This window comes from Streptomyces sp. NPDC002520 (assembly GCF_053595235.1).
Window position 1 is genome coordinate 97,951 of record NZ_JBSFXG010000015.1, and the last position, 25,039, is coordinate 122,989.

Consider the following 25,039-nt stretch of genomic DNA (forward strand, 5'->3'; position numbering starts at 1 on the left):
GCGTCCGCCCCTCATGCCATCGGTCCCACGAGCAGCCATTGCCACGACTCCTTTCCGAACACGGTCTGTTCCCCGCCCGTCGAGCCGATCTCGACGGGCGTTCCGTCCGGGCCGGTCACGGTGCCGGTCTCCGGGTCGTAGGGGGCCACGAACGCCGCCTGGTCGGCGCTGTACCGACCGGTTGTCGCGCCGGGCGCGTTCTGCGCTCCGCGCACCGAGGTCTTGCTGCCGCGCGGCAGCGTGCAGCGCGCGTCGGTGTTCGCGGGGCGCGTGCCGGTGTCGGCGGGGTCGCGCCGCTGGGTGCCGTAGCCCTGGGTGCACGCGGGAGGGTCCTCGGCGTTCACGGTCAGCCCGAAGTGGGTGGTGCCGTCGCCGGGGATGACCGTGTAGCTGCCCGCGACATTGAGCGGGAGCGTGACCAGGGCCTGTTCGACGCCGGGCAGCCGGGCCACGGTGATCTGGCCGCCGCTGACGAGGTTGGCCAGCAGGACCGGCACGTGCGGCCGGGTGGACTTCAGCAGGGAGCTGACCTCCTGCGCGGCGGGCGCGGTGGTGCCGATCAGCCGGCGCAGATCGCCGTCGCTCGACTTCAGCTGCTCGGTCAGCGTGGCCAGGTCACGGGAGAACGACTTGATGGCCGAGCCCTGGTCGGCCTGTGTCCTGAGCACCTTCCGCGAGTCCTCGATCAGCGAGACGGTCTGGGGGAGCGACTCGGATGCCGACTCCACCAGCGCGTCGCCGGAGTCCACCAGCCGGCTCAGGTTCGGTCCGGTGCCGGCGAACGCCTTGCCCAGCTCGTCGACGGTGACCCGCAGATCGTCCTTGTCGACCGAGTTGACCAGCCGGTCGAGGCTGAGGACCAGGTCGGTGACCGGCAGCGGGGTCCGGGTGCGGCTGCGCGGGATCGGGCTGCCGTCCATGAGGTAAGGCCCGCCCGACCGCCGTGGCTGGAGGTCGACGTACTGCTCGCCCACCGCCGAACGGTCGGCGATCACCGCGAGCGTGTCGGCGGGGATCCTCGGGGCGCCGTCCTCGATCTTCAGCGCCACCGAGACCCCGGACCCGGTAAGCCGCAGATCGCCCACGCGGCCCACCGGCACCCCCCGGTAGGTGACCTCGGCGCCGGGGAAGACCCCCCCGGACTCGGCGAAGTCGGCGCGCACGGTGTACCCGCGGTGCAGGACGTCGTCCACCAGGCCCGTGTACCGGGCGCCGACGTACGACACCCCGAGGGCGGTGACGGTCGCGAAGGCGAGCAGTTGGGCTCTGACCGTACGTGTGATCACGACAGCATCCCCTTCAGCATCAGCTCGGCGAGGCCGGGATCGACCCCTGACGGGAGGCGAAGCGAGCCGCCCCCGGCGCCGTAGGCGGCGGTGCACACCGGCGGGCACAGCAGCGTGCTGCCGTCGGAGGGCGTCGAGGGAACGGCGGGCGCGGAGGGCACGGCGGGCGCGGAGGGCACGGACGGGGTGCCCGGCAGGGACGGGACGGACGGGAGGGGGGTGGGGGTGGGGACGCCGGGAAGACGCGGTGTCCCGGGGGCTGGGGACTTCCCGCCCTTGCCGGGCTTGCCGGTGACGTTGCCGTAGAGGTCCGCCAGGTCGAGGTCGGCGGTGATCTTCAGGTTGACGTAGTCGCCCTTGACGGCGTCCGTCGCGTTGCGCGGGAACGGGTAGGTGGTGAGGATTTCGAGGGAGTTGGGCAGGTCGTCGCCCGCCTTGTTCAGCTCCTGCAGGATGGGCCGGAGCTTCTTCAGGTTGGCGACGGTGTCGTCGCGGGAGGCGTTCACCACCTTGGTGCCGGTCTTGCCGAGCCCGGACAGGGCGGTGAGCATCTTCGTCAGGTCCTTGCGCTGGTCGGCGAGGGCCTTCAGGGCGGGCGGCATGGTGTCGACGGCGAGGGCGATCGTCTTCTTCTCCTTCTTCAGCCGCTTCGCGAGCCGGTCGACGCCCTTCAACGCGCGCACGATCTCCGCCCGCTGGTCGTCGAGACCGCCGAGGAACGTGTCGAGCTGCTTCAGCAGGGACCTGACCCGGTCCTCGCGGCCGCTGAGGGCCTTGTTCAACTCGACGGTGATCGTCTTCAGCTGGGCCACCCCGCCGCCGTTGAGGAGCGCGGACAGGGCCGACAGCACCTCCTCGACCTCCGGGTTGCGGCCGCTGCGGGACAGCGGGATGCGGTCGCCGTCGCGCAGCCGTCCGACGGGCCGTGTGCCGGCCGGCGCGGACAGGGCGACGTACTTCTCGCCGAGCATGCTGGTCTGCCTCAGATCGGCGACCGCGTTGCCGGGCAGCTTCACCGAGTCGGCGATCCTGAGCCGCACGCGGGCGTGCCAGCCGTCCAGTTCCACCTTCTCGACCGCGCCGACGGTGACGTTGTTGACCTTGACCGACGACTGCGGCACCAGGTCCAGGACGTCCCGGAACTCGACGGTGACGTGGTAGGCGTGACCGTCCGAGGCGGCGCCGCCGGGGAGCGGTACGTCGTACCAGCCGTTGAACTCGCAGCCGGTCAGCAGCAGCGAGCCGACCGCCGTCCAGGCGGCCACCCGCCCCTTGCGCCGCACGCTCATGCCGGTGCCCCCAGAATTCCGCCGAGGGTCTTGTCGACCGTGCCCGTCGACGCCGGGGCCGGGGCCGACGGGACCTTGGGCAGGGAGTCGAAGAGCTTCTTCAGCCCGGCACAGTTGTCGTGGTCCTCGCCGGCCGTCTTCAGGATCGAGCAGAGAAGGGACGACGGATCCTGCGGGGCTTGCGCGTTGTTGCGGGTGTCGAGGGTGCCGGCGGCGGGGTTGTAGGCGTTCTGCAGGTTCGACAGGCCCGTGGGGGCGACGGTCAACAGCTCCTCCAGAGCGTCCCGTTGGGTGACGAGAACCTTGGTGACCTTGGCCAGGCCCTTGACGTCCGAGGTCAGCGCCTTCTTGTTGCCCTTCACGAAGCCGGACACGTCGCCGAGTGCGGCGGCAAGGTATTTCAGCGCGGCCGCGAGATCTTTGCGCTCCCCGGCGAGCTGCCCGGCCACGTCGGCGAGATCGGTGTTGAACGCCCGCACGCTGGTGTCGTCCGCCGCCAGCGCGGCCGTGAACACCTGGAGGTTCCGCACGGTCCCGAACAGGTCGCCGCGTCCGTCGGACAGCGTGGTGACCGCCTGGGACAGGTCCTCCACCGTCTGGTTGAGGTTCTCGCCCTGCCCCTGGAGGTTGTCCGCGCTCACCCCGAGCAGCCGGGACAGTGAGCCCTTCTTGTTGGCACCGTTCGGGCCGAGCGCCTCGGCGGTGGTGTGCAGGCTGTCGAAGATCCGGTCCAGCTCGACGGGGACGGCCGTACGGGACTCGGGGATGACGTCTCCGTCCCGCAGCACCGAGCCCTTGCGGTACACCGGCAGCAGCTGCACGTAACGGTCGCTGACCACCGAGGAGTTGACGATGGCGGCCTGCGCGTCGGCGGGGACCTTGCGCCCCCGGTCGTATTCCAGCTCCACCCGTACCCGGCCGCCCTCCGGCGTGATCTTCCTGACCTCGCCGATGCGGACGCCGAGGACGCGGACGTCGGAGCCGGGGTAGATGCCGACGGTGCGCGGGAAGTACGCCGTGACGCGGACGGGGCCGGGGCCCGGCCAGAGGACGACGGCGAGACCGACGACGATCGCGAGCACGGTGAACAGGGCCAGGAGTCTGCGGATCACCGGGTGCCTCCCGTCCGTGGCGTGACCGGGGCGGCGACCAGGTTCTGGACGTAGGAGTCGAACCAGCGGCCGTTGCCCAGGGTGTTGGTGAAGAGCCGTACGTAGGGGGCGAGCAGCCGGACGCTGCGGTCGAGGCTCGCCTGGTTGCGTTCGAGCATCGTCACGAAGGTGTTGAGGTTCTTCAGAGCGGGCCCGATCTCCTTGCTGTTGTCGTCGACCAGGCCGGACAGCTCGATGCCCAGCAGTGCGGAGCTCTTGAGCAGCTTGTGGATCGCCGCGTGCCGCTTGCCGATCTCCTTGAACAGGGCGTCACCGTCCTTCACCAGCGCGGAGAAGTCCTTGGTGTGACCGGCCAGCACCTTGGTGACTCCGTTCGCATGGTCGAGGAGCCCACGCAGCGCCTTGTCACGGGCGGCGACGGTCCGGGAGATCCGCGACAGTCCCTTGACCGACGCCCGCACCTCCTCGGGGGAGTCCTGGAAGGTGACGGAGATCGTGTCCAGTGCCTTCGCGAGCCGGTCCGTGTCGACCTCCTCGGTGGTGGTCGTCAGGTCGCTGAAGGCCTGGACGACGTCGTACGCCGACACGGTCCGCCGGAGCGGGATCTCGCTGCCCGGCTTCAACTGGCCGGGCCCCTTCGGGTACAGGGCCAGGTACTTCGCGCCGAGGATCGTCTTGACACGGATCGACGCACCCGTGTCGGTACCGAACGCCGGGTGGCCCTTCACTTCGAAGGTCACCTTGACGTGGTCGCCGTCCAGGTCGACGCCCTCGATCTTGCCGACCTTGACCCCGGCGATCCGTACCTCGTCGCCCGGCTTGAGCCCGCCGGCCTCGGAGAAGGCCGCGCTGTAGGTGTCGCCGCCGCCGATCAGCGGCAGGCTGTCTGCGTTGAAGGCGGCAACGGTGAGCAGTGCGAGGACGGTGAGGCCGACGGCGCCGACGACGATCGGGTCGCGCTCACGGAAGGGCTTCAGGCGTGGGCGCTTGAGCCGGATCCTGGGCAGCCTGGGCGGCAGGACCCGTACTTTCACGAGGGGTTCGGGGCGGGGTTTGCGCTTGGGCAGCAGCCTGGGGAGTTTGGGCAGCCTGGGCGGCAGGACGTGTACCTTCACGAGGGGTTCGGGGCGGGGTTTGCGCTTGGGCAGCAGCCTGGGGAGTCTGGGCAGCTTGGGCGGCAGGACCCGGACCCTCACCAGCGGCTCGGGGCGGCGGCCATCGCGCCGTCTGACGCGCATGCTCATCCGTTACACCTCGCCCGCGCCACGTGCAGCTCCGGGGTGATCACCTGCTTGGTCTTCGGCAGCACGATCCGGCCGTCGAAGTCGCAGAGGTAGAAGTTGAACCACGAGCCGTACGAGGCGGTCCCCGTCAGCTTCTCGAGCTTGTTCGGCAGCCGCTTCAGGACGCCCTCCACGGTGTTCTCGTTCTTGTTCAGCGTTCCGGTGAGATCGCCGAGCCCGGCGATGTCGTCCTTCAGAGGTGGACGCGCGTCCTTCAGCAGTCCCGACGTGACGTCCGTGAGGTCGCCGATGCTCACCAGCGACGCCCCGATGGGTCTGCGGTCGGCCGACAGCCCCGAGACCACCCGACGCAGCTGCGTGAGCAGCCCGGAGAAGCGGGAGCCGCGCTTGTCGAGCGTCGCCAGGACGGTGTTGAGGTTGTCGATCACCGATCCGATCAGCTTGTCGCGGTCGGCGAGGGTGCTGGTGAGCGAGGCCGTGTGCGCGAGCAGGCTGTTCACTGTGCCGCCCTCGCCCTGGAGGGTCTGGACGATCTCGGTGGCGAGCTGGTTGACGTCGCTCGGGCTGAGCGCCGCGAACAGCGGCTTGAAGCCGTTCAGCAGGGCGTTGAGGTCCAGCGCCGGCTGGGTCCGGGACAGCGGGATGGTGCCGCCCGGCCGCAGCCTGGCGGTGACGTCTCCTGTGCCCTCGGTGAGCGCGATGTACCGCTGCCCGACCAGGTTGCGGTAGCGGACGACCGCGTGGGTCCCGGCGAGCAGCGGTCGGTCCGCGCTGACGGTGAACGTGACCTCCGCCAGGGTCCGGTCCTTGATCCGGATGCCCTCGACCTCCCCTACCCGCACTCCGGCCACCCGGATGTCGTCGCCGGTCTCCAGCCCGGTGACGTCGGTGAACACCGCGTGATAGGTGTCCTTGGGGGTGAAGGAGAAGTTGACGATGGTGGCGGCGAGCAGCGCCGTCGCCGCGATCGTGACCAGCGCGAAGAGGCTGAACTTGACCAGCGGGGCGGCGGCCTGCCGGGCTCCTGACCTGCTCATACGACACTCACCGCCGTTCCGCGCGCGAGCGGCCCGAACAGCAGGGTCGCCACGGGCGGCACCTGGTCCGCGGGGACGCCCATGACGGGGGCCACGAGTGAGCCGACGGCCCGCTGCTCGGCCCGGGTGGCGGACACGTCGACACCTCCGGGGAGTGGGCCGCCGGAACCTCCGGCCGACGTACCGTCGTCGAGATGGGGCTTCGGCCCAGGCACCTGCGGATGCGGCAGGCCGCGGCAGTTCGGGCCGGACCGCTCGCCGTACAACGGCTCCTCACCGGGCCGGTAGGCACCCTGCGGCCGGACGACCTCGAGGGTGATCCGCATCTCGCCGCCCCGGAACGCGTCCTCCGACGCCTCCTCCTGCCGGACCAGGCCCTGGAACAGGCACGGATACTCGGGGGAGTAGCGGGCGAACAGCTCCAGCGTGGGGCGGGAGACCCGGCCCAGGGTGATCAGCCGGTCGCCGTTCTCGGACAGGAAGTCGTTCGCCGTGTCCGCCACGGAGGCGGTCGCGCGCAGAGCCGAGGCCAACTGGCCCCTTTTCTCGACGATCGTCCGGCTGGTGGTGACCGTGTTGCGCAGGATCCGCATCAGGTCGGGCGCGGCGTCGCCGTACACCTCGGCGACGTCCGCGAACCGCGTGATGTCCTCCTTGAGGGAGGGCATGTGCGGGTTGAGGCGGCGCAGATAGCCCTCGACCCGGGTGAGGTTGTCGCCGATCCGGTCGCCGCGGCCCTCCAGCGCGGTGGCGAACGCCGAGAGCGTGGCGTCGAGTTCACCCGGCCTGACCGTGCGAAGCAGCGGGAGCAGGTCGTTCATCAGCTGCTGCACCTCGATGCCGACCTTCGTGCGGTCCTGGGTGATGACGTCGCCCGCACGGATGGGCCGAGCCGACGCGTGCGCAGCGCCGGCGGGCGCGACCAGGTCGACGTACCTCTCGCCGAACAGCGTCTTGGGCAGCAGCCGCGCGTGCACGTCCGAAGGGATGTACGACACGTACTGCGGCTTGAGCGCGATGTCGAGGGTCGCCTTCGTTCCGTCGGCGTGCACCTCGCGCACCTCGCCGACCAGGAGCCCGCGCAGCTTGACGTCGGCGCGTGGATCGAGCTGGTTGCCGAGGGTGTCGGCCTCCAGAGTGATGGGCACGACGGCGGTGAACACCTGCTGGTAGACGGCCACCGCGAGCGACAGCAGCAGCGTGAGCACGGCGAGGAACGCGATGCCGTACAGCCTGAGTCTCATTCTGTGCATGCGCACCGCCCTCACCCCGCTATCCGTACCGTCGTGTTGGCGCCCCAGATCGCGAGGCTCAGGAAGAAGTCCAGGACGTTGATGGCGACGATCGAGGTCCGCACCGCCCGGCCCACCGCGACGCCGACACCGGCCGGGCCGCCGCTCGCGTGGTAGCCGTAGTAGCAGTGCACCAGGATGATCAGCAGGGCGAAGACGATCACCTTGCCGAAGGACCAGAACACGTCGACGGGCGGCAGGTACTGGTGGAAGTAGTGGTCGTACGTGCCGGTCGACTGCCCGTAGTAGCCGGTGGTGATGGTGCGGGCGGCCAGGTACGAGGACAGCAGCCCGATCACGTACAGCGGGATCACCGCGACGAAGCCGGCGATCATCCGCGTCGTCACCAGGAACGGCAGCGACGGGACACCCATCACCTCCAGCGCGTCGGTCTCCTCGCTGATCCGCATCGCACCGAGCTGCGCGGTGAACCCGGCGCCGACCGTCGCGGACAGGGCGAGTCCGGCCACCAGCGGGGCGATCTCCCGGGTGTTGAAGTACGCCGACAGGAACGCCACGAAGTTGGATGTGCCGAGCTGGTTGAGGGCCGCGTAGCCCTGGAGGCCGACCTCGGTGCCGGTGAAGAAGGACAGGAACGCGATCACGCCGACCGTGCCGCCGACGACGGCGAGCGCGCCACGCCCGAAGCTCACCTCGGCCAGCAGCCGCAGGATCTCCTTCTTGTAGCGGCGCAGGGTGCGGCTCGTCCAGGCCAGAGAACGTCCGTAGAAGGACAGTTGGGCGCCCAGCTCTTCGAGTGAGCGCAAGGGGCGAGCGAGGAGTTCTCGCGGTCTCATCGGCTAACCCCTCTGCGGGACGACCTGGAAGTACACGGCAGTCATCACGAAGTTGGTCACGAACAGCAACATGAAGGTGATCACCACGGACTGGTTGACGGCATCGCCCACGCCCTTCGGACCGCCCTGCGCCGTCAGCCCCTTGTACGAGGCGACGATCGCCGCGATGGCCCCGAACACCAGCGCCTTGATCTCGGCCGCCCACAGGTCGGACAGCTGGGCGAGGGTGGTGAAGGACGCCAGGTAGGCGCCCGGCGTCCCGTGCTGGAGGACGACGTTGAAGAAGTAGCCGCCCGCGACACCGACCACCGAGACGAGGCCGTTGAGCAGCACGGCCACCACCATCGACGCCAGCACCCGCGGTACGACGAGCCGGTGGATCGGGTCGATGCCGAGCACCTGCATCGCGTCGATCTCGTCCCGGATCTTGCGCGCCCCGAGGTCCGCGCAGATCGCCGTGCCGCCCGCGCCCGCGATCAGCAGCGCGGTGACGATCGGCGAGGCCTCCCGCAGCACGGCGAGCACGGACGCGGCACCGGAGAAGGACTGCGCGCCCAACTGCCGGGTCAGGCTGCCGATCTGCAGCGCGATGACCGCCCCGAAGGGGATCGAGACCAGAGCCGTCGGCAGGATCGTGACGCTCGCGACGAACCACGCCTGCTGAATGAACTCCCGCGCCTGGAAGGGCCGTCGAGGGAGGGACCGGACGACGTCCAGCGCCATCGCGAAGAGGCTGCCCGAGTGCCGGAGCGCACCCGTCGGGGAGAGCCTCATGTGCCCGTCACCCCCGTCCCGTGCAGCTCTGCCTCGCGTCTCGCGATCGCCTCCCAGCGGGGCGGGCGGGTGATGCCGGGGCTGGGGAGCAGGCGGGGAGTCAGCACGTCGGCCGGGCCGCCCTCGTCGATCTGGGCCAGCTCCTGCTCGACCTGGGCCGCGTCCTTCTCCTCCGCCATGCCGATCGGCCCCTGCATCCGGCCGTTGAGGAACTGCCGTACGACAGGCTCGTCACTGGCCAGCAGCTCCTCGCGGGGCCCGAACATCACCAGCTCGCGCCGGAACAGCAGCCCGATGTTGTCCGGGACCTGGCGGGCCGAGGCGATGTCGTGGGTGACGATCAGGAAGGTCGCGTCGATCTGTGCGTTGAGGTCGACGATGAGCTGATTGAGGTAGGCCACGCGGACCGGGTCCAGGCCCGAGTCCGGCTCGTCGAACAAGATGATCTCCGGGTCGAGGACCAGGGCGCGGGCGAGCCCGGCCCGCTTGCGCATACCGCCGGAGATCTCGCCGGGCAGCTTCCCCTCGGCGCCGATCAGCCCGACCATGTCCATCTTTTCGAGGACGATCCGCTTGATCTCGCTCTCGGACTTGCGGGTGTGCTCGCGCAGAGGGAAGGCGATGTTGTCGTACAGGTTCATCGAGCCGAACAGCGCGCCGTCCTGGAACAGCACGCCGAACAGCTTCCGCACCTCGTACAGGTCGTGCTCGCGCAGGCGGGTGATGTCCCGGCCCGCGACCCTCACCGAGCCCCGCTCCGGCTTCAGCAGCCCGACGAGCGTCTTGAGGAACACCGACTTGCCCGTCCCCGAGGGGCCGAGCATCACCGAGACCTCACCGGCGGGCAGCGTCAGCGAGACGTCCTGCCAGATGACCTGGTGGCCGAAGGACTTGGTCAGCCCTTCCACACAGATCTCGACACCCATCCGATTCCGTCCTTCGCCCAGGGAGCAGCTCCGACATCTGCTCTACGGGGAGGGGAGGGGCGTCCGTCGCGGCGGACGCAGAATTTTTTGCGGACGCGTGTACGGGGCGCTACGGCAGCTTCGGCGACGGCGTGCGCGAAGGCGTCCCCGGGGCTGGGGCTGGGGCTGGGGCGGGGACGGAGAGCGGAGCGGCCGGTACGGCCGAGGTCGGGGGAGGCGACGGGACCGACGAGGCGGACGACCTCGTCGGCAGGCCCGGTACGGCGGTCGGCAGATCCGGCACGGCGGTCGGCAGGCCCGGCACGTTGGTCGGCAGGCCCGGTACGGCGGTCGGCAGGCCCGGCACCTTCGGCACCTCGGGCACCTGTGGAACCTGCGGCACCAACAGCTCCGGGAGCGGGGACGCGGACACCTCCGGCAGGGACGGCACCGGCACCCGCGTCGGCAAGGACGTTCCCCCGGTGGGTGAGGGCTTCCGGCCCCGAGCCCCGGGTGCCAGGGGCGAGGGGGCGCGCGTCCCGGGGGCGCGCCCCCGACCCGTGGCCTCGCCGCCCAGGACCTGCGCGTCGCCGGATACGGCCGGCCGCGGTGCCGGACCGTTCCCGTTTCCGCCCCCGTCCAGCGCGTACGGCAGCACGAACCCCGCCACCACCAGGGTCGCCGCCGTCGAGGCGACCGCGACCGCCTGGGCATGGCCGCCCCCGCGCAGCCGCCCGCGCCCGACCAGGAACAGCGCCAGCCCGAGCGTCCCGGCCAGCGAGGCGCGCAGCGTCCGCCGGGCCCGGGCGAGCAGCGACTCGACGGTCCGGTAGCTGAGCCCCATCCGCAGCGCGACCTGGCTCACGTCCAGGTCCTCGGACCTCAGCCGAAGCGCCTCCGCCTGCCGGGCGGGCAGCTCACCGCTGCGCATGGCGAGCCACTTCGCCTCGGCCCGGTCGCACACCGCCTCCTCGACGGGTACCGGGCCCGGCGCGACGAGTGTGGGACGGCTGCCCACCTCGGCCTCGCGGTTGACCTGCCGGTACCGGTCGACACACAGCCGCATCGTCACCGTCGTCAGCCAGGCGCCGAGCCGGTCGTCGTCGAGGTCGGGGCGCTCCGCGGCTCGCAGCATCGCCTCGTGAACGGCGTCCTCGGCGTCCTCCGGGCTCATGGATCGCCGCCGGGCCACCTTGAGCAGCTGCTCGCGATGGCTCCACATGCGCTGCCAACGCTCGTCGGCGGCCGCTGTGTCCGCAGGCATGTCCGTCGCCATGAGAGCCCCTTCGCACTCACCCGCCGGTCCCGTGCTTCCGACGGTGGCGACATTACCGCCGAGTAGTGGCAGTTGTGGAGGGGGAGACGCCCATCGTGTTCCAGCCGTTGCCGGTGGTCAGCGGCCCCGTGTCGGACAGCACACCGCCGCCGGGCAGCGTGAGGGTCGGTTCGGGGACGGGAACCAGCGGTGTTCGGGACTCCTCCGGGACGCCGGCCTCGGGAGACGGGCCGGGGGAGGGTGAGGTGGGCGGCGCCGACGGCGTGCGCGAAGGACCAGGGCTGGGCTTCCGGTCGTCCGACGGCTTCGGCGGCGAGGGCTTCGGTCGCTTCGGCCGGTCCGACCGCGATCCGTCGGACACGTCCGGCACCACGCGGTGCCCGGTCAGGTAGTACGCGTACCACGCCTTGACGGTGCGCAGATAGACGTCCGAGTGGTTGTAGCCCAGGATCGCCCGGTCCAGGTCGGCTGGGTACGACAGGTCACGGCCGCCCGCGCACAGGTAGCGGCCTGCGGCGAGCGCCGCGTCGTAGACGTTGTTCGGATCCGTCCGTCCGTCGCCGTTGCCGTCCGCTCCCCAGCGAGCCCAGGTGGACGGGATGAACTGCATCGGGCCGACCGCGCGGTCGTACACCGCGTCCCCGTCGTACGCGCCGCCGTCGGTGTCCGCCACGACGGCGAAGGCGCCGCCGGTCAGCCGCGGGCCGAGGACGGGCGTCACGGTCGTACCGTCCCGGGTCACCCGGCCGCCCCGCGCCTGCCCGGACTCCACCTGGCCGATCGCGGCCAGCAGCTGCCAACGCAGCCGGCAGCGTGGCGCGCTGTGTGCCAGCTCCTCCTCGGCACGCCGGTACGCGGCGAACACGCTCGCGGGCAGGGCGCCGCCGCCCGTGACTCCCTGCGCGGAGCCCTTCTTCCGCGTCCGCAGCGGGGGAAGAGCGGTGCGGTACGGGGTGTCGCCGGACACGCTGAGGTCGTGCCCGGCGGGTGCCGCCCTCCGTGCGGGCTCCGCGGCCTCGACCGAGACCGCCCTCGGCGCCTGCGACGCGGTCAGCGCGGCCATCGCCGCCGCCGCGATCGCCGTACCCCTGGCACCCCTCAGTGCCCCCTTGAGCGCACGCGCTGTCACTGTGCCGTCCCCTCCGTGGGTGAATCCGTCGTCTGCTCTACGGGGCCGGAGGGCAGGTCCGTCGCGCGGAACCGGGGGATCGGGCGAGCGCCTCTTCGGGAGCGGGGTACGAGTGCGCGTCCGCCAAGGTCTCACCAAGTGGTGGAACGGGGCCTAGAACGGGGTCTACAGCAGGGAGCCGTGCCGGTCGCCCCTGTTCGGGCGCGGCGAGCGCGGAAGCGGCTCGGCGGCGACCAGCACGGCCATGCCGACACCGCTCGTAGCGGTGACGGGCAGGGTCGGCGGAAGGTCGCGGGCGATCGGCCATGCACCGGTCGACGCCGCCCCGAGGGGCGCCGGCGGTGGTGCGGTCCTGCTGGCGGTCTGCGCGATCTCCGCCTTCACTTCGGTGTGGGCGGCGGACGGGTCCGGGTAGGTGGCACTCATGCGGCACCTCCCCTCAGGGACGGTTCGACCGTGCGGCCGGCCGGGGCGAACCCTTCGGTGATCACTCCGAAGGAATCCCGGCGGATACGACGGGCGTCCGATCCTGCGGCGGCCGGCTCGGGCCGGCCGCGGCTGCGGCAGCAGGACTGAACGGTGGACATGTGGCTCCCTCTGGTCGGTGCGGGCGGCGCGCGTGGAGGCGTCGTACCTCCTGTTGCACCACCCGCTCAGCTTGTTGGTACAAGCTGATGCCGTAATCCTGCTCCCACGCACAGTGAGAGTCAAGGATTTCCGTACCGCATGTACCAACAAGTTGCATGAGTGGGTCATGATGGCGACATGAGCACGCAGCCGAAGTACCGGCAGGTGGCCGACGTCCTGCGGCGCGAGATCGCCGACGGCACGCACGCGCCGGGATCTCGGCTGCCCTCCGAGAGTGAGCTGCAGCACCGTTTCGACGCCTCCCGCAACACCGTCCGCAACGGACTGGGCCTGCTGGTCGGCGAGGGCCTGATCACGTCGAGCCAGGGACTGGGCTACGAGGTCAGGGCGCACGAGGTGTTCGAGCTGAACGCGTCGCGGTTCGAGAACCTGACGTTCCCGCAGAACGGCGACGCGTACAACACGGACGTCACGAACGTGGGCCGGCGTCCGCATCAGACCTTCCGTGTCGAGATGCTGCCGGCCTCCGAGGAGGTGGCCGAGAGGCTCGAGATCCCGGCGGGGGCGACGACGGTACTGCGGTTCTGTCATCGCTACGTGGACGACGCCCCCTGGTCCACCCAGGCGACCTTCTATCCGTCGTGGCTGGCGGAGGAGGCACCCCGGCTCGCCGAACCGGGCGACATCGACGAGGGCACGACGCGTTATCTGGCCGCTCGGGGCATCGAGCAGATCGGGTACTTCGACGAGATCGCCGCCCGCATGCCGACGCCCGAGGAGGCGCGCCTGCTGGAGATCGGCGCCGGTGTCCCGGTACTGCTCTGGACGCGCACGGGCTACTCGGCGGACCGGCCGGTCCGCTGCACCGTCACCACGTTCCGGGGGGATCTGAACCGCATGAACTACGAGATCGGCGACCTGTCCGCCCGCAGTGAGAACGAGCCCCGATGATCATCCTTCCCGCCCGCCCCGAGGACGTCTCCACGCTGCTCGCCTTCCGCGAGGAGGCGGCGGCCTGGCTGTCGCGACTCGGTACGGATCAGTGGCAGCGTCCCTACCCCGCCCCCAAGTTGCTGGCGGCCGTCGAGGCCGGAACCGTCTTCATGGTGCGGGACGGCGACGTCACCGCCGCGACGATCACGCTGACTCCGGAAGCGGAGGCCGGGCTGTGGTCCGAGCAGGAGCTCCGGGAATCGTCCCTCTTCGTCAACAAGCTCACCGTGGCCCGCACCCACGCCGGCCGGAACCTCGGCGGCCGGCTCCTGGACTGGGCCGGCGACCGGGCCTTCCACGGAGGCGCGAAGTGGCTCCGCCTGGACGCCTGGACGACCAACGAGGGGCTGCAGGCGTACTACCGGCGCCAGGGATTCGAGCACGTGCGGACGGTGCGCGAGGGCGTCGCGGTCAACGGTGGCCCACGTGTCTCGGGGTGGCTCGCTCAGCGGGCGACGCGGATGACGTGGCCCGCCGAGCACGGTTTCGTCGACGAGGTACCGGCTCCCGAACCGGTTCTGTGACGCGGGCGCAGGCTCCCGGACTTGCTTCGTGCGGGGCGGGGGAGGGGCGTCCGGGCGGGGGAGCGAGGATGGTGCTCCGATCCGGGTGACCCCGCAAGGAATGGTGTGGACAAAACCTCGGCAAAGGGGCGTCCAAGTGAATGAGCGTCAGATGAACCGAGGGATCTGAGGCAACATCTTGGTGAACGGTGGGCGCCCCGCGGTCAGGGCAGGGTGCCGCCGCCGGCCGGATGGGGTGAGGGGCGTGGCGCAGCCGAGGATCGCCGTCGCCGTGGTGACCATGGGCAACCGTCCCGACGAGGTCGACGCCCTGCTGGAGTCCGTGGCCAAACAGGACGTGGCCCCCTCCCGGATCGTGATCGTCGGCAACGGCTGCCGGCTGCCCGAGTTCGCGCGGCGGCTCTCCCTGCCCGGCGAGGTCACCACCATCGACGTCGAGGAGAACCTGGGCTGTCCGGGCGGCCGGAACGTCGCCCTGGCCCGGCTGCGCGCGTACGGCGACGTCGACGTCGTCGTGGAGCTGGACGACGACGGGCTGCTCGTCGAAGCCGACGTGCTGCGGCGGGTCGGCGAGCTGTACGCGGCCGACCCGCGCCTCGGCATCGTCGGCTTCCGCATCGCCGACGAGCACGGCGAGACCCAGCAGCGGCACGTGCCGAGGGTGGGCAGATCCGACCCCATGCGCGGCGGCTACGTCACCGGGTTCCTCGGCGGCGGTCATGCCTTCCGGATGGAGATGCTGGCCGAGACCGGCGACTGGCCCGAGGCGTTCTTCTTCGCGCACGAGGAGACCGACCTCGCCTGGCGGGCCGCCGACGCCGGCTGGAAGATCCGCTACGTCCCCGAGCTGCTCCTCCAGCACCCCAGGACCTCACCGTCCCGGCATGCCATCTACTACCGCGTCAACGCCCGCAACCGCGTCTGGCTCGTCCGGCGCCGGCTGCCCCTGCCGCTCGTTCCGGTGCACCTCGCGGTGTGGACCTTGCTCACCCTCGCCCGCACCCGGTCGGCGGCGGGGTTGCGTGCCTGGTTCGGCGGGTTCGTGGAAGGGCTGCGGGAGCCGGCCGGCGAGCGCCGCCCCATGCGCTGGCGGACGGTGTGGCACCTCACCCGTCTCGGACGCCCGCCTGTCATCTGACGGACACAGAGGGACTCGAAGGTGCGGGACGGGGCCCCGGTCGTTCACCTCCGCCGACCGGGGCCCAAAAGACGTCCCCGGATCCGGTCTGCGGCGACACTCCCCCGAGTTGCGCGACATTCGCGCGTGCCGTCGGACCAGATCCGATGGAATGATCACATCAGGACCCGCCAACGGATCGCCCAGCAGTCCGCGAGGCCCACACGTGAAACTGCACGGCGCCACCCCCGGAGTCGCCCCCCTCACCCCCACCCAGGCACTCTCCGCGCTCCTCCGCGACCTGGGCGTCGAACCCCTCTCCATCCCCGAACACCCCGACGCCGCCTCCGCTCTGCTCCGCTCGATGCTCGCCCCGGCCCGGGTCCTGTTGGTCCTGGACGACGCGGCGAGCGCGGCGCAGGTACGGCCCCTGCTCCCGGCCGGCCCCGGCTGCGCGGTGATCGTCACCAGCCGTTCCCCGCTGACCGCCCTCGACGGCGCCCGCCGATTCCCGCTCGGCCCGCTGACCGGGGAGGACAGCGCGGCGCTGCTGCGCGCGGTGAGCGGACGCGAGGGGCTGGACGACGCCCTCGCCCTCACCGACCAGGCCCTGGACATCTGGCGCCTGCTCGGCAACCTCTCCTGGATCCGGCGCTGCCTGAACAACCGCGGACTGCTGCTGGAGGGGCTCGGCCGCTTCGCGGAGTCCGAGGCCGCGCTCCGGCAGAGCCTGGAGTACTCCCGGCAGCTCGACGACCCCTACGGCGAGGCCGTCACCTACAGCCACCTCGGCAACCTGTACGAGCACACCGACCCGCGCGCCGCCATCGAGCAGCACCGGCGTTCGCTGGCGATCGGGGACGCGATCGGCGCGGTCATCGTGCAGCACTCGGCGCGCTGCAACATCGGCTACGCCCACCTCACCCTCGGCGAACCGGGCGCCGCCGCCCAGCACTTCGAGGAGAGCCTGCGCATTCTCGGCGGCCACGGCGACTGGCACGGCGAGTCCCAGACCCGGCTCGGCCTGGTCCGCGCGCTGCGGCAGCTGGGCGAGTCCGAGCGGGCCGCCCGCGAGTGCGCCGAGCTGCTGCGCCGCGCCGACGCCCGTGCCGACCGCTACATGGGCGGTCTCGCCCGCCACCAGCACGGTCTTCTGCTGTGCGGGCAAGGGCGCCGGACGGAGGCGTACGAGGCCTGGCGCGCGGCCCTCGCGGCGCTGGACGGCACGGACGAGCACGCTCTCCAGGAGGAACTGCGGGCCCTCCTGGAGAGCTGAACTCCTGGCCACGACTCCTCACTTGGCGTCGGCATAGCACTCCACCACCGCTGTCGTGAACGGGAACCGCACCGGTGTCTCGCCGAACGTCAGCCGCCCGGCGAGGTCGGAGGCCTCCCTGATGGCCTGTACGACCGTGTCGGCCTCCTCGGCCGGACAGTGCACGATCACCTCGTCGTGCTGGAAGAAGACCAGCTCGGCCGAGAGATCCGCGCAGGCCCGGCGCAGCGCGGCGAGCAGCAGCAGGGCCCAGTCGGCGGCACTGCCCTGCACGACGAAGTTCCGCGCGAAGCGGCCCCGCGCACGGGAGTTGGTGGACGCGTAACCCGGGACCCACGCCTGCCCGTCCCCCTGCCCGCCCTGCCCGTCCCCGTGTCCGTCCCGGCCGTCGGAGTCGTCCGCGCCGACGGGGATGCCCGCTTCCTCCGCGGCGTCCTCGCCCGCTCCGGCGGCGGGCGGGCAGGTCCGGCCCAGCCAGGTGCGCACCAGCCGGCCCTCCTCGCCGGCGCGCGCGGCCTCGTCCACGTAGGCCACCGCCTTGGGGAAGCGGCGGCGCAGCGCGGCGAGGTTCTTCAGACCATCGCCCGAGGTCTGGCCGTAGACCGCGCCGAGCACGGCGAGCTTGGCCTGGTCGCGGTCGCCGGAGAAGGCGTGGTCGGAGACCGACTGGTAGAGGTCGCTCTCGCGGCCCGCGACCTCCATCAGGCCGGGGTCGCGGGAGATCGCCGCCAGGACGCGCGGTTCCATCTGGTCGGCGTCGGCCACCACCAGCCGCCAGCCGGGGTCGGCGACCACGGCTCGCCGGATCACCCTGGGGATCTGCAGCGCGCCTCCGCCGTTGGTCACCCAGCGCCCGGTGACCGTGCCGCCGGCGAGGAACTCCGGCCGGAAGCGGCCGTCGCGCACCCAGTCCTGCAGCCAGGACCAGCCGTGCGCCACCCAGATGCGGTACAGCGTCTTGTACTCCAGCAGGGGTGCGACCGCGGGATGGTCGACCGACTGGATCTCCCAGCGGCGGGTGGATCTGACCTTGATCCCGGCCTGCGCGAAGGCCTTGATCACGTCGGCGGGCAGGTCGGGCCGCACGCGCCGGCCGAAGGCCGCCGAGACCTCGTCCGCCAGCTCGGCCAGTCGGCGCGGCTCGCCACCGCCCGCGTAGCGCTCGCCGAGCAGGTCGCGCAGCAGCTCGCGATGGACCTCGGCGCTCCAGGGCAGGCCCGCGCGGTTCATCTCGGCGGCCACCAGCATGCCCGCCGACTCGGTCGCAGTGAGCAGCCGCATCCGGTCGGGGTGGGCGGTCTTCTCGTGCCGCCGCAGCTGGTCGGCGTAGACCGTGAGGAGGTCCGCCAGGGGCAGGCGGGCGCCGGTCGGCTCGAACAGCGGGGACTGGGCGCCCGGTTCGGCCGAGCGCTGCGGCGGGTCGGGCGGTACGGGACCACCGCGGAGGCGGGCCAGGGCGGCGGCGGCCGAGCGTGGCTCGCCGTACCGGCCCTCGTGGCCCAACAGGAGTGTCTCGGCGTCCTCGATGTCGTAGCACCGCTCCACTCGCACCCCCGTGGCGAGCAGACGCGGGTAGACCTCGGCGGTCGACCGCCACACCCAGCGCGTCACCTCCGGACGGCTCCGCACCGCCCCGGCGAGATCGCTCTCCCGCCGCACCGGACCGGCGGGCAGCCCGTCCGGACCGAGGGGGGCGACGTCCACGCCACCGTCCTCGGCCGGAGCGAGCGCCCACCGGTCGGCCATGTCTGCGAGTGTCGCAGGCGGGTCTGACAACGACCCCGACCTGCGGTTTCGCCGCGCCTCCGCCTCTCGACCCCGGCCAGGCGATGCGTCCGCTCGCGTGTCCGGCCCAGGGTGAGGGCGAGACACCGAGGGGTGAGGGCGGGGCCGACCGGGCCGCAGGCCCCGGACCGGAGGCCCCGGACCGCAGGCCTCGGACCGCAGCTTCTGCCCTCAACCCGCGTGCTCAGCCCCCGCCTTCAGCCCTGCGGGCGATCCTTCGCCTCCCGCTCCGCGGGCACTCCTTCGCGGACTCCCGCTCTGCGGACTCCCCTCGACGTGTCTACCCCTCAGCGACGTCCCCCTCCGCCGCGGTGCCCGCGTTCTTCTGCTCCAGCAGCAACGCGAGAACCTTGCCGACGTACTCCTCGGTCGCCGCCTTGGAGATGCCGAGTCCGTTGAGGACGCCCTCGCCGTTCTCGTGCTCCAGCAGGGCCAGCAGCAGGTGCTCGGTGCCGATGTAGTTGTGGCCGAGCCGGAGCGCCTCGCGGAAGGTGAGCTCCAGGACCTTCTTTGCCTCGGGCCCGTAGGGGACGAGCTCGGGGACGTCCTCGGCGGCCGGCGGGAGCGCGGCGGTCGCGGCCTGGCGTACGGAGTCCAGCAGGACGCCCTGCGTGGTGATCGCCTTCGCGGCCAGGCCCTCCGGCTCGGCGAGCAGGCCGAGGAGCAGGTGCTCGGGGCGGCCCTCGGGGTTGCGGGCGGCCAGGGCCTCGTTGTGCGCGGCCATGACCACGTTCCGCGCGCGCGGGGTGTAGCGGCTGAAGCCCTGGCTGGGATCGAGGTCGGCGGACTCCTTCGGCACGAACCGCTTCTGCGCCGCCTGCCGGGTCACGCCCATGCTCTTGCCGATCTCGGTCCAGGACGCGCCCGAACGGCGGGCCTGGTCGACGAAGTGACCGATCAGATGGTCGGCCACGTCACCGAGGTGATCGCCGGCGATGACCGCGTCCTGGAGCTGTTCGAGGGGCTCTGAGTGGGCTTTCTTGATGGCCTCGATGAGGTCGTCGAGGCGTACGGATGCCGTGGTGTACGGGTTGGTCGCCATGTGTCAACCGTAAGTTGACACCCTGAGACTGTCAACCGATGGTTGACAGTCTCGTTCCTGATTCGGTCGCCTGCCTCTGCCTCTGCCTCTGCCCCTACCCCTACCCCTGCCCCTGTCCCTGCCCCTCTGGAATCGGCGCCCATCCCTGGCCGCCAGCATCTGTCCACAACCTGTGGACGGCCGTCGCCGGGCTGTCGGTGCCGCGTGGCACGATCGACGACGTGACCAGCACTGCCAGCACCGTCGAGCGCGCGTTCCGGGCCGCCCTCTACGACGACACCGACGCCGGACTCGACACCGGCGCGTCCCTGCTCGCCGCCGACCCCGACGCGGACGCGGAACTCGTCCGGCGCGGCGAGGAGTTCGTGGTGGCGGCCTGGCAGCGCGGCTGGCAGCCCGCCGATGTCGTACGGCTGGTACGACGGGAGCTGGACGACGTCCACGCGCGCCTCTGCGCCGCGCTGATCCGCGCGCAGACCGGCCGGGACCGTCCGCGTGGGCACCGCTGGGCCGCCCAGCTCGACGCGCTGGAGGAACACGCGAGCCCCGCGCACGGGAGCGACCGGTTCTCGCACGCCACCGCCGTCCTGGAGCTGTACCGCCTGCTGCTGCGCCTGCCCGCCCTCGAACCCCTGGAGGAGACCCGCCGGGACCCCGGCCCCGGAGCGTCCCGCATGCCCACGCGCATCCGCGCGCTGCTCGCCAAGGCGGAGGCCACCGGTTACCCGGAGGAGGCCGAGGCCCTCACCGCCAAGGCGCAGGAGCTGATGGCCCGGCACAGCGTGGACGAGGCGCTGCTCGCCGCGTCGGCCCCCGCACCGGACGCGCCCGGCGCCTGCCGGATCGGTGTCGAGCCGCCGTACGAGCAGGCCAAGGCCGTGCTCCTGGACGCGGTCGCCCGCGCCAACCACTGCCGCGCGGTGTGGAACGAGCCGCTCGCCTTCTCCACGGTCGTCGGCTTCGAGGCCGACCTGGAGGCCGTCGAGCTGCTCTACACCTCACTGCTGGTGCAGGCCACGCACGCGATGACCAAGGCCGAGGCCGCCCAGAGGGCCGGCGGCCGCAAGCGCACCAAGACCTTCCGCCAGTCGTTCCTCGCGGCCTACGCCCATCGCGTCGGGGACCGGCTCGCGGCCGTCGCCGAGACCCAGGTGACCCAGGGCCTGCTGCCAGTGCTGGCCACGCGCGAGATAGCCGTCACCGACCGGCTGGAGCAGATGTTCCCGGAGACCACCACGACCCGGCTGCGCGGGGTGAGCGACGCGGCCGGCTGGACGGAGGGCGCCCGAGCCGCGGACGAGGCCCAGGTCAGGGCCCGGCCCAGGCTCCCGTGAGGGTCAGTCCCCGACCTGCTGGAAGGCGCTGACGGAGGCGTCCGGAGTCTGCGGGCCGCCCTTGGTGGCGACGGGGCCGTACGCCCACGGGAAGCTGCGGGTGGCCGTGGAGCCCGGCAGGGCGATCTTCACGGACTTCGCCTCCAGGCCGTTCTTGTCGCCCGCCTTCCCGCGCACGTAGGTGATGGTGAAGGTCGCCGAGTCACCCTTGGCGAGCTTCAGCTTCTGGGCCTTCGCGCCCTGGAGCACGGGCACGTCGACCTCGGTGCTGCCCGTGTTCAACCGCGCGCCCGGGAACTTGTCCAGGGTGCAGGGGGTGCTCTGGTTGGTGATGCTGACGGGCACCTCGCCCGTGTCGCCGGCGGCCGGGGCCACGCTCGCCGACCCGATCTGCACCGACACTCCGCCGATCTCGCAGGCGGAGTTGCTCTTCCCGTTCTCGGCGCCGCCGCCGTCGTCGCAGGCGGTCAGCAGGAGGGCGGCGGCGAGAGCGGTGACGGTGAGCGGAATAACGCGCATGAGCAGATCCCATCGAGGTCGTGACGGTCTCCCCGCATCATGGCGCCTGCGCCCGGGACACGATCACGCGCCCCACCCGAATCACCGGTTCGGATTCGTCGGCGCATTGGAGAGCTGACCGCTCGGGGCACGTCGGAGAGCCGACCGCTCCGGGCAGCATCAGCCTCACGGGCGCTACTGCTTCAGGTCCGTCGGCATCCCGGACGGCAGCTTCCCGCCCTCCGCCTTCATGTACCTCTCCTTGCCGAGCCTGCCGGACCAGGTCACCTTCATGTCCTTCGCGGTGACCGAGTCGACCATGCCGCTGGTCCGGTCCTTGCTGCCGTCCGTGCACTTCAGATGGATCATCCGCATACCCGACTGCTCGCCCGCGCTGCCGCTGCACACCGTTCCGCCGGTGGCGAAGAGCCCCGCCTGCTTCTTGGTGATCACCAGGGCGACGATCTTGCCGCCGCTGGCGGTCACCCAGCTGCCCTGGAGCTGGTCGGAGGCGCCGGTCACGGTGCCGGACGCGCCGCCCGAACCCGCGGTGGACGTGGGGGTCGCGGAGGCCGAGGAGTCCTTCTCGGAGTCACCGCCGCCACTGCACGCGGTCAGCGCCAGCGCGCCCACCAGCCCCGCTGCCACGGCCGCGGTCCGCACCCTTGCAGTCGCCGTCGTCACGTCAAGCTCCCAAGCTGTAGCCGGTCCCCCTGGGCGGGAGGGTCCGCAGCAAGCTACCAGCCGTCGCCGGGAAGACCTCCGAACTCCGGGCGGCACGGCGCCGCGAGCCGCTCGCGCGGGTTCACCCGGACGCGTCGAAGGCGCGCACGCGGTGAGCGGGCATGGTGACGTACCTCACACAAGCATCTATTGGCAATGGGATTCATTTTCAGTATTATGTCGGCATGGCAAGCAACGAACTCCGCCCGGTCATCAAGCTCCGGTCCACGGCGGGGACCGGCTTCACCTACGTGACCCGAAAGAACCGCCGTAGCAACCCCGACCGCATGGCTCTGCGCAAGTACGACCCGGTCGCCGGTCGGCACGTCGACTTCCGAGAGGAGCGCTGAGGTACGCCATGCGCAAGGAAACCCACCCCGCCTACGGGCCCGTCGTCTTCCGTGACCGCGCCGCGGGTCACGCCTTCCTCACCCGCTCGACCATGACCAGCGAGAAGGCGGTCGAGTGGGAGGACGGCGCCACCTACCCGGTCGTGGACGTCGAGATCTCCGACGCCAGCCACCCCTTCTACACCGGCACAGCCCGCGTCCTGGACACGGCCGGGCGCGTGGAGCGCTTCGAGCGCCGGTACGGAAAGCGGCTCGCGGCGTAGAGCCCGCTCGTGGCCGTCGCCGCACCCGGCGATGCGGGCCACTGAGAACGCAACAGGTGAGCACATACAGGTAGGCGATCTCCTACGGTTGACTCGTAGGAGATCGCCTACCTATTCTTTTGGGCATGGCCATCACGCACGCCTCATTCGTCACGCTTCCCGTCTCCGACCAGGACCGCGCCCTGCGCTTCTACCGGGACGTCCTGGGCATGGAGGTCACCGTCGACCGGGACATGCCCCAGGGCCGCTGGCTCCAGGTGGCCCCCGTGGGGGCCCAGACCGTCTTCACGCTCTCAGGGCCGGGCATGGGTGGTTTCGAGCCCGGTTCCGCGCGGGGGATCATGTTGGTCACGACCGACGTCGACGCGGACCGCGCCCGGCTCACCGCGGCCGGGATCGCCGTGCAGGGACCGGACGAACTCCCCTGGGGGCGGATGGCCTCCTTCACGGACCCCGACGGCAACGGTCTGATGCTGCTGACGGAGAAGGAAGGCTTCTGACCGCTCCATGAACGGTACGGGTACCGCCGCCGAGGACCGCGTCTTCGCCGCGCTCGCCAACGCCACCCGGCGCGAGGTGCTGCGGCTGCTGCGCGAGCGCGGGCCGCAGCCCGTACAGGCACTCGCCGACCACTTCGACATGCGCCGCCCGAGTCTCTCGGAACACCTCAAGGTGCTCCGGGAGGCCGGCCTCGTCTCCGAGCGGCGCTCCGGCCGGCAGCGGATCTACCAGCTGGAGGCGGCCCCGCTCGCCGAGGTGCAGGACTGGCTCCATCCGTACGAGCGGTTCTGGCGCGACCGGCTGAAGGGGCTCGGCGCCCTGCTGGACGCCATGCCCGACGATGAGCGGCCATGAGCACACCACCGGAGCCGGCGGCGGACGACGACCTGACCGTCGTCCGCGTCGACCAGTTCTTCCCGCACCCGCCCGCCAAGGTCTGGCGCGCCCTGACCGAGCCCGAACTGCTCGCCCGCTGGCAGATGCCCGGGTCCGAGGACTTCCGGCTCGAGGTCGGGCACACGTACCGGATGACCTCGGTCCCGCGCCCCAACTCCCGCTTCTCCGGCGTCGTCGAGGTGCGGGTCCTCGCGTTTGACGCCGGGCGGACGCTGTCGCTCCGGTGGGCCGACGCCGATCCGGCCAATCCGGCGGACTGGACCATCACGTGGACCCTGGAACAGGAAGGGCGTGGAACGCGTCTCTTCCTCGTGCACGAAGGATTCGATCCGGACGATCCGGCGCAGATGATGGCGCGGAAGATCATGAACGGGGGATGGCGGGGGCATGTGCTCCCGGCTCTGGGGCAGACGCTGGAACGGCTCGGGTAGACGGCCGTCCATGCTGTAACCGCAGGAACACCGCCCGTGCACGTGCATCTGCTCATGCATCTGCACATGAACAAGGTTATGATCCGGGTCAGTTGACCAGAGCATCCATGGCCACATCAGCCAGTGCACCACCGGGGAGCGACCTGTGGACCGCGACGTTGACAGCGTGTACGGGGGGTACGACGTGTACAACGGCATGGCTGCCACGCAGCTGGACGGAGTGGCCTGGCAGAAGAGCCGGCACAGCAACTCGCAGGGATCCTGCGTGGAGTTCGCGCGGCTGCCCGGGGGCGAAGTGGCCGTACGCAACTCGCGCTTCCCGGACGGACCCGCGCTCGTGTACACGCGCGCGGAGATCGAGGCCATGCTCCTCGGTGTCAAGGACGGCGAGTTCGACCACCTGGCGGCGAGCTGACACCCGCGCTCGGGTGTCCTGGGTCCGGTGGGGCCCGGCGACGGTGTCTTCGTGACGGGTGTGTGGACGCGCGTAGAAACACGGCACACGCGTGCGCCGTACGTCCTCAGTCGGCCGGCCCGATCCGGAACAGCGCCCAGACCACCTTGCCGCTGAGGGTGCCCGCGAGCGGATGCCAGCCCCAGCTGTCGGCGAAGGAGTCGACCAGGAACAGGCCGCGCCCCGACTCGGCGGAGAAGTCGTCGGAGTCGCGCGGTACCGGCGTCTCGTGGCTGGGGTCGCGCACCGCGCACACCAGCCGGCCGGTCCAGCGCATCAGGTGCAGCCGTACGCACGGGGGCTGCCCGGCGCACGCGGGGTCGGCGGGGTCGAAAGCCGCGGCCCGCGGAGCCTCGTCGGAAGGGTGGCGGGCGTCGGGCAGGCCGTGTCGCAGGGCGTTGGTGACGAGTTCGGAGACCACCAGGCATATGTCGTCGAAGTGATCGCCGACGTCCCAGCGGTCCAGGGTGTCCCGGGTGAAGTGCCGGGCCTCGCGCACCGCCTCGTAGCGGGCGGGCAGGGCGCGGGAGGCGGCATCGGATACGGCCGAGGGATCCAGCGGTGGAAGGCCCTGCCGTAACGGCTTGAGCATGGTCGATCCATTCGTCCCCATGCGAGGCACT

General features: G+C 71.4%; 27 protein-coding genes and 1 pseudogene. 11 read left to right on the forward strand and 17 right to left on the reverse strand.

The window, feature by feature from the left end; all coding sequences use genetic code 11:
- Positions 1-11: 11 nt before the first annotated feature.
- From ACWD5D_RS22025 to ACWD5D_RS22080, 12 genes are all read right to left on the reverse strand, one after another.
- A complete protein-coding gene (locus ACWD5D_RS22025) occupies positions 12-1,286 on the reverse strand; it encodes an MCE family protein (protein ID WP_451374419.1) in 1,275 nt (424 codons plus the stop codon).
- Positions 1,283-2,575 (reverse strand): MCE family protein, encoded by a 1,293-nt coding sequence (locus ACWD5D_RS22030; RefSeq protein WP_451374420.1) that lies wholly within the window; start codon positions 2,573-2,575, stop codon positions 1,283-1,285. The genes ACWD5D_RS22025 and ACWD5D_RS22030 overlap by 4 nt, the downstream gene beginning before the upstream one ends.
- Entirely contained in the window at positions 2,572-3,687 is a 1,116-nt protein-coding gene (locus ACWD5D_RS22035) for an MCE family protein (RefSeq protein WP_451374421.1), read from the reverse strand. The genes ACWD5D_RS22030 and ACWD5D_RS22035 overlap by 4 nt, the downstream gene beginning before the upstream one ends.
- Positions 3,684-4,706 carry an MCE family protein gene (locus ACWD5D_RS22040; protein ID WP_451374513.1) on the reverse strand — a complete coding sequence of 341 codons (1,023 nt, stop codon included), beginning with the start codon at positions 4,704-4,706 and terminating at the stop codon, positions 3,684-3,686. The genes ACWD5D_RS22035 and ACWD5D_RS22040 overlap by 4 nt, the downstream gene beginning before the upstream one ends.
- Positions 4,707-4,927: 221 nt before the next feature.
- The gene (locus ACWD5D_RS22045; RefSeq protein ID WP_451374422.1) at positions 4,928-5,968 is read right to left on the reverse strand and encodes an MCE family protein; all 1,041 of its coding nucleotides are present in this window, start codon (positions 5,966-5,968) and stop codon (positions 4,928-4,930) included.
- Positions 5,965-7,221, reverse strand: coding sequence for an MCE family protein (locus ACWD5D_RS22050; RefSeq protein WP_451374423.1), 1,257 nt, complete (start codon positions 7,219-7,221; stop codon positions 5,965-5,967). The genes ACWD5D_RS22045 and ACWD5D_RS22050 overlap by 4 nt, the downstream gene beginning before the upstream one ends.
- Before the next feature lie 11 nt (positions 7,222-7,232).
- The gene (locus tag ACWD5D_RS22055; protein WP_451374424.1) at positions 7,233-8,057 is read right to left on the reverse strand and encodes an MlaE family ABC transporter permease; all 825 of its coding nucleotides are present in this window, start codon (positions 8,055-8,057) and stop codon (positions 7,233-7,235) included.
- Positions 8,058-8,060: 3 nt separating this feature from the next.
- The gene (locus tag ACWD5D_RS22060; protein ID WP_030177999.1) at positions 8,061-8,831 is read right to left on the reverse strand and encodes an MlaE family ABC transporter permease; all 771 of its coding nucleotides are present in this window, start codon (positions 8,829-8,831) and stop codon (positions 8,061-8,063) included.
- Complete coding sequence (locus ACWD5D_RS22065) at positions 8,828-9,757, reverse strand: ABC transporter ATP-binding protein (protein WP_451374425.1); 930 nt, start codon at positions 9,755-9,757, stop codon at positions 8,828-8,830. The genes ACWD5D_RS22060 and ACWD5D_RS22065 overlap by 4 nt, the downstream gene beginning before the upstream one ends.
- Positions 9,758-9,866: 109 nt before the next feature.
- Positions 9,867-11,012, reverse strand: a complete 1,146-nt coding sequence (locus ACWD5D_RS22070) for a sigma-70 family RNA polymerase sigma factor (protein WP_451374426.1) — start codon at positions 11,010-11,012, stop codon at positions 9,867-9,869.
- A gap of 52 nt (positions 11,013-11,064) precedes the next feature.
- Positions 11,065-12,141: a lytic transglycosylase domain-containing protein gene (locus tag ACWD5D_RS22075; protein WP_451374427.1), complete on the reverse strand. Its 1,077-nt coding sequence runs from the start codon at positions 12,139-12,141 to the stop codon at positions 11,065-11,067.
- A gap of 165 nt (positions 12,142-12,306) precedes the next feature.
- Positions 12,307-12,567, reverse strand: coding sequence for a hypothetical protein (locus ACWD5D_RS22080; protein WP_451374428.1), 261 nt, complete (start codon positions 12,565-12,567; stop codon positions 12,307-12,309).
- 339 nt (positions 12,568-12,906) lie between these two features.
- On the opposite strand from ACWD5D_RS22080, the gene ACWD5D_RS22085 reads away from it, so the two are divergent.
- The 4 genes and pseudogenes from ACWD5D_RS22085 to ACWD5D_RS22100 all read left to right on the forward strand — a co-directional run.
- On the forward strand, positions 12,907-13,680 hold the full coding sequence (locus ACWD5D_RS22085) for a GntR family transcriptional regulator (RefSeq protein ID WP_451374429.1): 774 nt from the start codon (positions 12,907-12,909) through the stop codon (positions 13,678-13,680).
- Positions 13,677-14,246, forward strand: coding sequence for a GNAT family N-acetyltransferase (locus ACWD5D_RS22090; RefSeq protein ID WP_451374430.1), 570 nt, complete (start codon positions 13,677-13,679; stop codon positions 14,244-14,246). The genes ACWD5D_RS22085 and ACWD5D_RS22090 overlap by 4 nt, the downstream gene beginning before the upstream one ends.
- A 244-nt stretch (positions 14,247-14,490) precedes the next feature.
- On the forward strand, positions 14,491-15,384 hold the full coding sequence (locus tag ACWD5D_RS22095) for a glycosyltransferase family 2 protein (protein ID WP_451374431.1): 894 nt from the start codon (positions 14,491-14,493) through the stop codon (positions 15,382-15,384).
- A 202-nt stretch (positions 15,385-15,586) separates the two neighbouring features.
- A pseudogene (locus ACWD5D_RS22100) lies at positions 15,587-16,639 on the forward strand (tetratricopeptide repeat protein); the annotation flags it as partial.
- 18 nt (positions 16,640-16,657) lie between these two features.
- Here the strand turns inward: ACWD5D_RS22100 and ACWD5D_RS22105 are convergent.
- On the reverse strand, positions 16,658-18,385 hold the full coding sequence (locus ACWD5D_RS22105) for a bifunctional 3'-5' exonuclease/DNA polymerase (protein ID WP_451374432.1): 1,728 nt from the start codon (positions 18,383-18,385) through the stop codon (positions 16,658-16,660).
- Positions 18,386-18,704: 319 nt separating this feature from the next.
- Entirely contained in the window at positions 18,705-19,466 is a 762-nt protein-coding gene (locus ACWD5D_RS22110) for a Clp protease N-terminal domain-containing protein (protein WP_451374433.1), read from the reverse strand.
- Between the two features lie 221 nt (positions 19,467-19,687).
- Between ACWD5D_RS22110 and ACWD5D_RS22115 the strand changes: the two genes are divergently transcribed.
- Positions 19,688-20,800: a DUF2786 domain-containing protein gene (locus ACWD5D_RS22115; protein ID WP_451374434.1), complete on the forward strand. Its 1,113-nt coding sequence runs from the start codon at positions 19,688-19,690 to the stop codon at positions 20,798-20,800.
- A gap of 3 nt (positions 20,801-20,803) precedes the next feature.
- On the opposite strand, the gene ACWD5D_RS22120 is transcribed toward ACWD5D_RS22115, so the two are convergent.
- Together ACWD5D_RS22120 and ACWD5D_RS22125 are read right to left on the reverse strand one after the other, a co-directional pair.
- Positions 20,804-21,319: a DUF4232 domain-containing protein gene (locus tag ACWD5D_RS22120; RefSeq protein ID WP_451374435.1), complete on the reverse strand. Its 516-nt coding sequence runs from the start codon at positions 21,317-21,319 to the stop codon at positions 20,804-20,806.
- 174 nt (positions 21,320-21,493) lie between these two features.
- Complete coding sequence (locus ACWD5D_RS22125; protein ID WP_451374436.1) at positions 21,494-21,982, reverse strand: hypothetical protein; 489 nt, start codon at positions 21,980-21,982, stop codon at positions 21,494-21,496.
- A gap of 224 nt (positions 21,983-22,206) precedes the next feature.
- On the opposite strand from ACWD5D_RS22125, the gene rpmG reads away from it, so the two are divergent.
- The 6 genes from rpmG (at position 22,207) to ACWD5D_RS22155 (ending at position 24,377) form a co-directional block, all read left to right on the forward strand.
- Entirely contained in the window at positions 22,207-22,371 is a 165-nt protein-coding gene (gene rpmG, locus ACWD5D_RS22130) for a 50S ribosomal protein L33 (RefSeq protein ID WP_451374437.1), read from the forward strand.
- A gap of 8 nt (positions 22,372-22,379) precedes the next feature.
- Positions 22,380-22,634 carry a type B 50S ribosomal protein L31 gene (locus ACWD5D_RS22135; protein WP_451374438.1) on the forward strand — a complete coding sequence of 85 codons (255 nt, stop codon included), beginning with the start codon at positions 22,380-22,382 and terminating at the stop codon, positions 22,632-22,634.
- Between the two features lie 125 nt (positions 22,635-22,759).
- The gene (locus tag ACWD5D_RS22140; protein WP_451374439.1) at positions 22,760-23,134 is read left to right on the forward strand and encodes a VOC family protein; all 375 of its coding nucleotides are present in this window, start codon (positions 22,760-22,762) and stop codon (positions 23,132-23,134) included.
- Between the two features lie 7 nt (positions 23,135-23,141).
- The gene (locus tag ACWD5D_RS22145; RefSeq protein ID WP_451374440.1) at positions 23,142-23,489 is read left to right on the forward strand and encodes an ArsR/SmtB family transcription factor; all 348 of its coding nucleotides are present in this window, start codon (positions 23,142-23,144) and stop codon (positions 23,487-23,489) included.
- A complete protein-coding gene (locus ACWD5D_RS22150) occupies positions 23,486-23,962 on the forward strand; it encodes an SRPBCC family protein (protein WP_451374441.1) in 477 nt (158 codons plus the stop codon). The genes ACWD5D_RS22145 and ACWD5D_RS22150 overlap by 4 nt, the downstream gene beginning before the upstream one ends.
- A gap of 145 nt (positions 23,963-24,107) precedes the next feature.
- Positions 24,108-24,377: a DUF397 domain-containing protein gene (locus ACWD5D_RS22155; RefSeq protein ID WP_451374442.1), complete on the forward strand. Its 270-nt coding sequence runs from the start codon at positions 24,108-24,110 to the stop codon at positions 24,375-24,377.
- Positions 24,378-24,483: 106 nt separating this feature from the next.
- On the opposite strand, the gene ACWD5D_RS22160 is transcribed toward ACWD5D_RS22155, so the two are convergent.
- On the reverse strand, positions 24,484-25,029 hold the full coding sequence (locus tag ACWD5D_RS22160; RefSeq protein ID WP_451374443.1) for an ATP-binding protein: 546 nt from the start codon (positions 25,027-25,029) through the stop codon (positions 24,484-24,486).
- Positions 25,030-25,039 lie beyond the last annotated feature (10 nt).

Bases quoted from the DNA above. Each gene is read 5' to 3' on its own strand.
- ACWD5D_RS22030 (WP_451374420.1), bottom strand. From the start codon at position 2,575: ATGAGCGTGCGGCGCAAGGGGCGGGTGGCCGCCTGGACGGCGGTCGGC.
- ACWD5D_RS22045 (WP_451374422.1), bottom strand. From the start codon at position 5,968: ATGAGCAGGTCAGGAGCCCGGCAGGCCGCCGCCCCGCTGGTCAAGTTC.
- ACWD5D_RS22050 (WP_451374423.1), bottom strand. From the start codon at position 7,221: ATGCACAGAATGAGACTCAGGCTGTACGGCATCGCGTTCCTCGCCGTG.
- ACWD5D_RS22055 (WP_451374424.1), bottom strand. From the start codon at position 8,057: ATGAGACCGCGAGAACTCCTCGCTCGCCCCTTGCGCTCACTCGAAGAG.
- ACWD5D_RS22060 (WP_030177999.1), bottom strand. From the start codon at position 8,831: ATGAGGCTCTCCCCGACGGGTGCGCTCCGGCACTCGGGCAGCCTCTTC.
- ACWD5D_RS22065 (WP_451374425.1), bottom strand. From the start codon at position 9,757: ATGGGTGTCGAGATCTGTGTGGAAGGGCTGACCAAGTCCTTCGGCCAC.
- ACWD5D_RS22070 (WP_451374426.1), bottom strand. From the start codon at position 11,012: ATGGCGACGGACATGCCTGCGGACACAGCGGCCGCCGACGAGCGTTGG.
- ACWD5D_RS22080 (WP_451374428.1), bottom strand. From the start codon at position 12,567: ATGAGTGCCACCTACCCGGACCCGTCCGCCGCCCACACCGAAGTGAAG.
- ACWD5D_RS22085 (WP_451374429.1), top strand. From the start codon at position 12,907: ATGAGCACGCAGCCGAAGTACCGGCAGGTGGCCGACGTCCTGCGGCGC.
- ACWD5D_RS22090 (WP_451374430.1), top strand. From the start codon at position 13,677: ATGATCATCCTTCCCGCCCGCCCCGAGGACGTCTCCACGCTGCTCGCC.
- ACWD5D_RS22105 (WP_451374432.1), bottom strand. From the start codon at position 18,385: ATGGCCGACCGGTGGGCGCTCGCTCCGGCCGAGGACGGTGGCGTGGAC.
- ACWD5D_RS22110 (WP_451374433.1), bottom strand. From the start codon at position 19,466: ATGGCGACCAACCCGTACACCACGGCATCCGTACGCCTCGACGACCTC.
- ACWD5D_RS22120 (WP_451374435.1), bottom strand. From the start codon at position 21,319: ATGCGCGTTATTCCGCTCACCGTCACCGCTCTCGCCGCCGCCCTCCTG.
- rpmG (WP_451374437.1), top strand. From the start codon at position 22,207: ATGGCAAGCAACGAACTCCGCCCGGTCATCAAGCTCCGGTCCACGGCG.
- ACWD5D_RS22135 (WP_451374438.1), top strand. From the start codon at position 22,380: ATGCGCAAGGAAACCCACCCCGCCTACGGGCCCGTCGTCTTCCGTGAC.
- ACWD5D_RS22140 (WP_451374439.1), top strand. From the start codon at position 22,760: ATGGCCATCACGCACGCCTCATTCGTCACGCTTCCCGTCTCCGACCAG.
- ACWD5D_RS22145 (WP_451374440.1), top strand. From the start codon at position 23,142: ATGAACGGTACGGGTACCGCCGCCGAGGACCGCGTCTTCGCCGCGCTC.
- ACWD5D_RS22150 (WP_451374441.1), top strand. From the start codon at position 23,486: ATGAGCACACCACCGGAGCCGGCGGCGGACGACGACCTGACCGTCGTC.
- ACWD5D_RS22160 (WP_451374443.1), bottom strand. From the start codon at position 25,029: ATGGGGACGAATGGATCGACCATGCTCAAGCCGTTACGGCAGGGCCTT.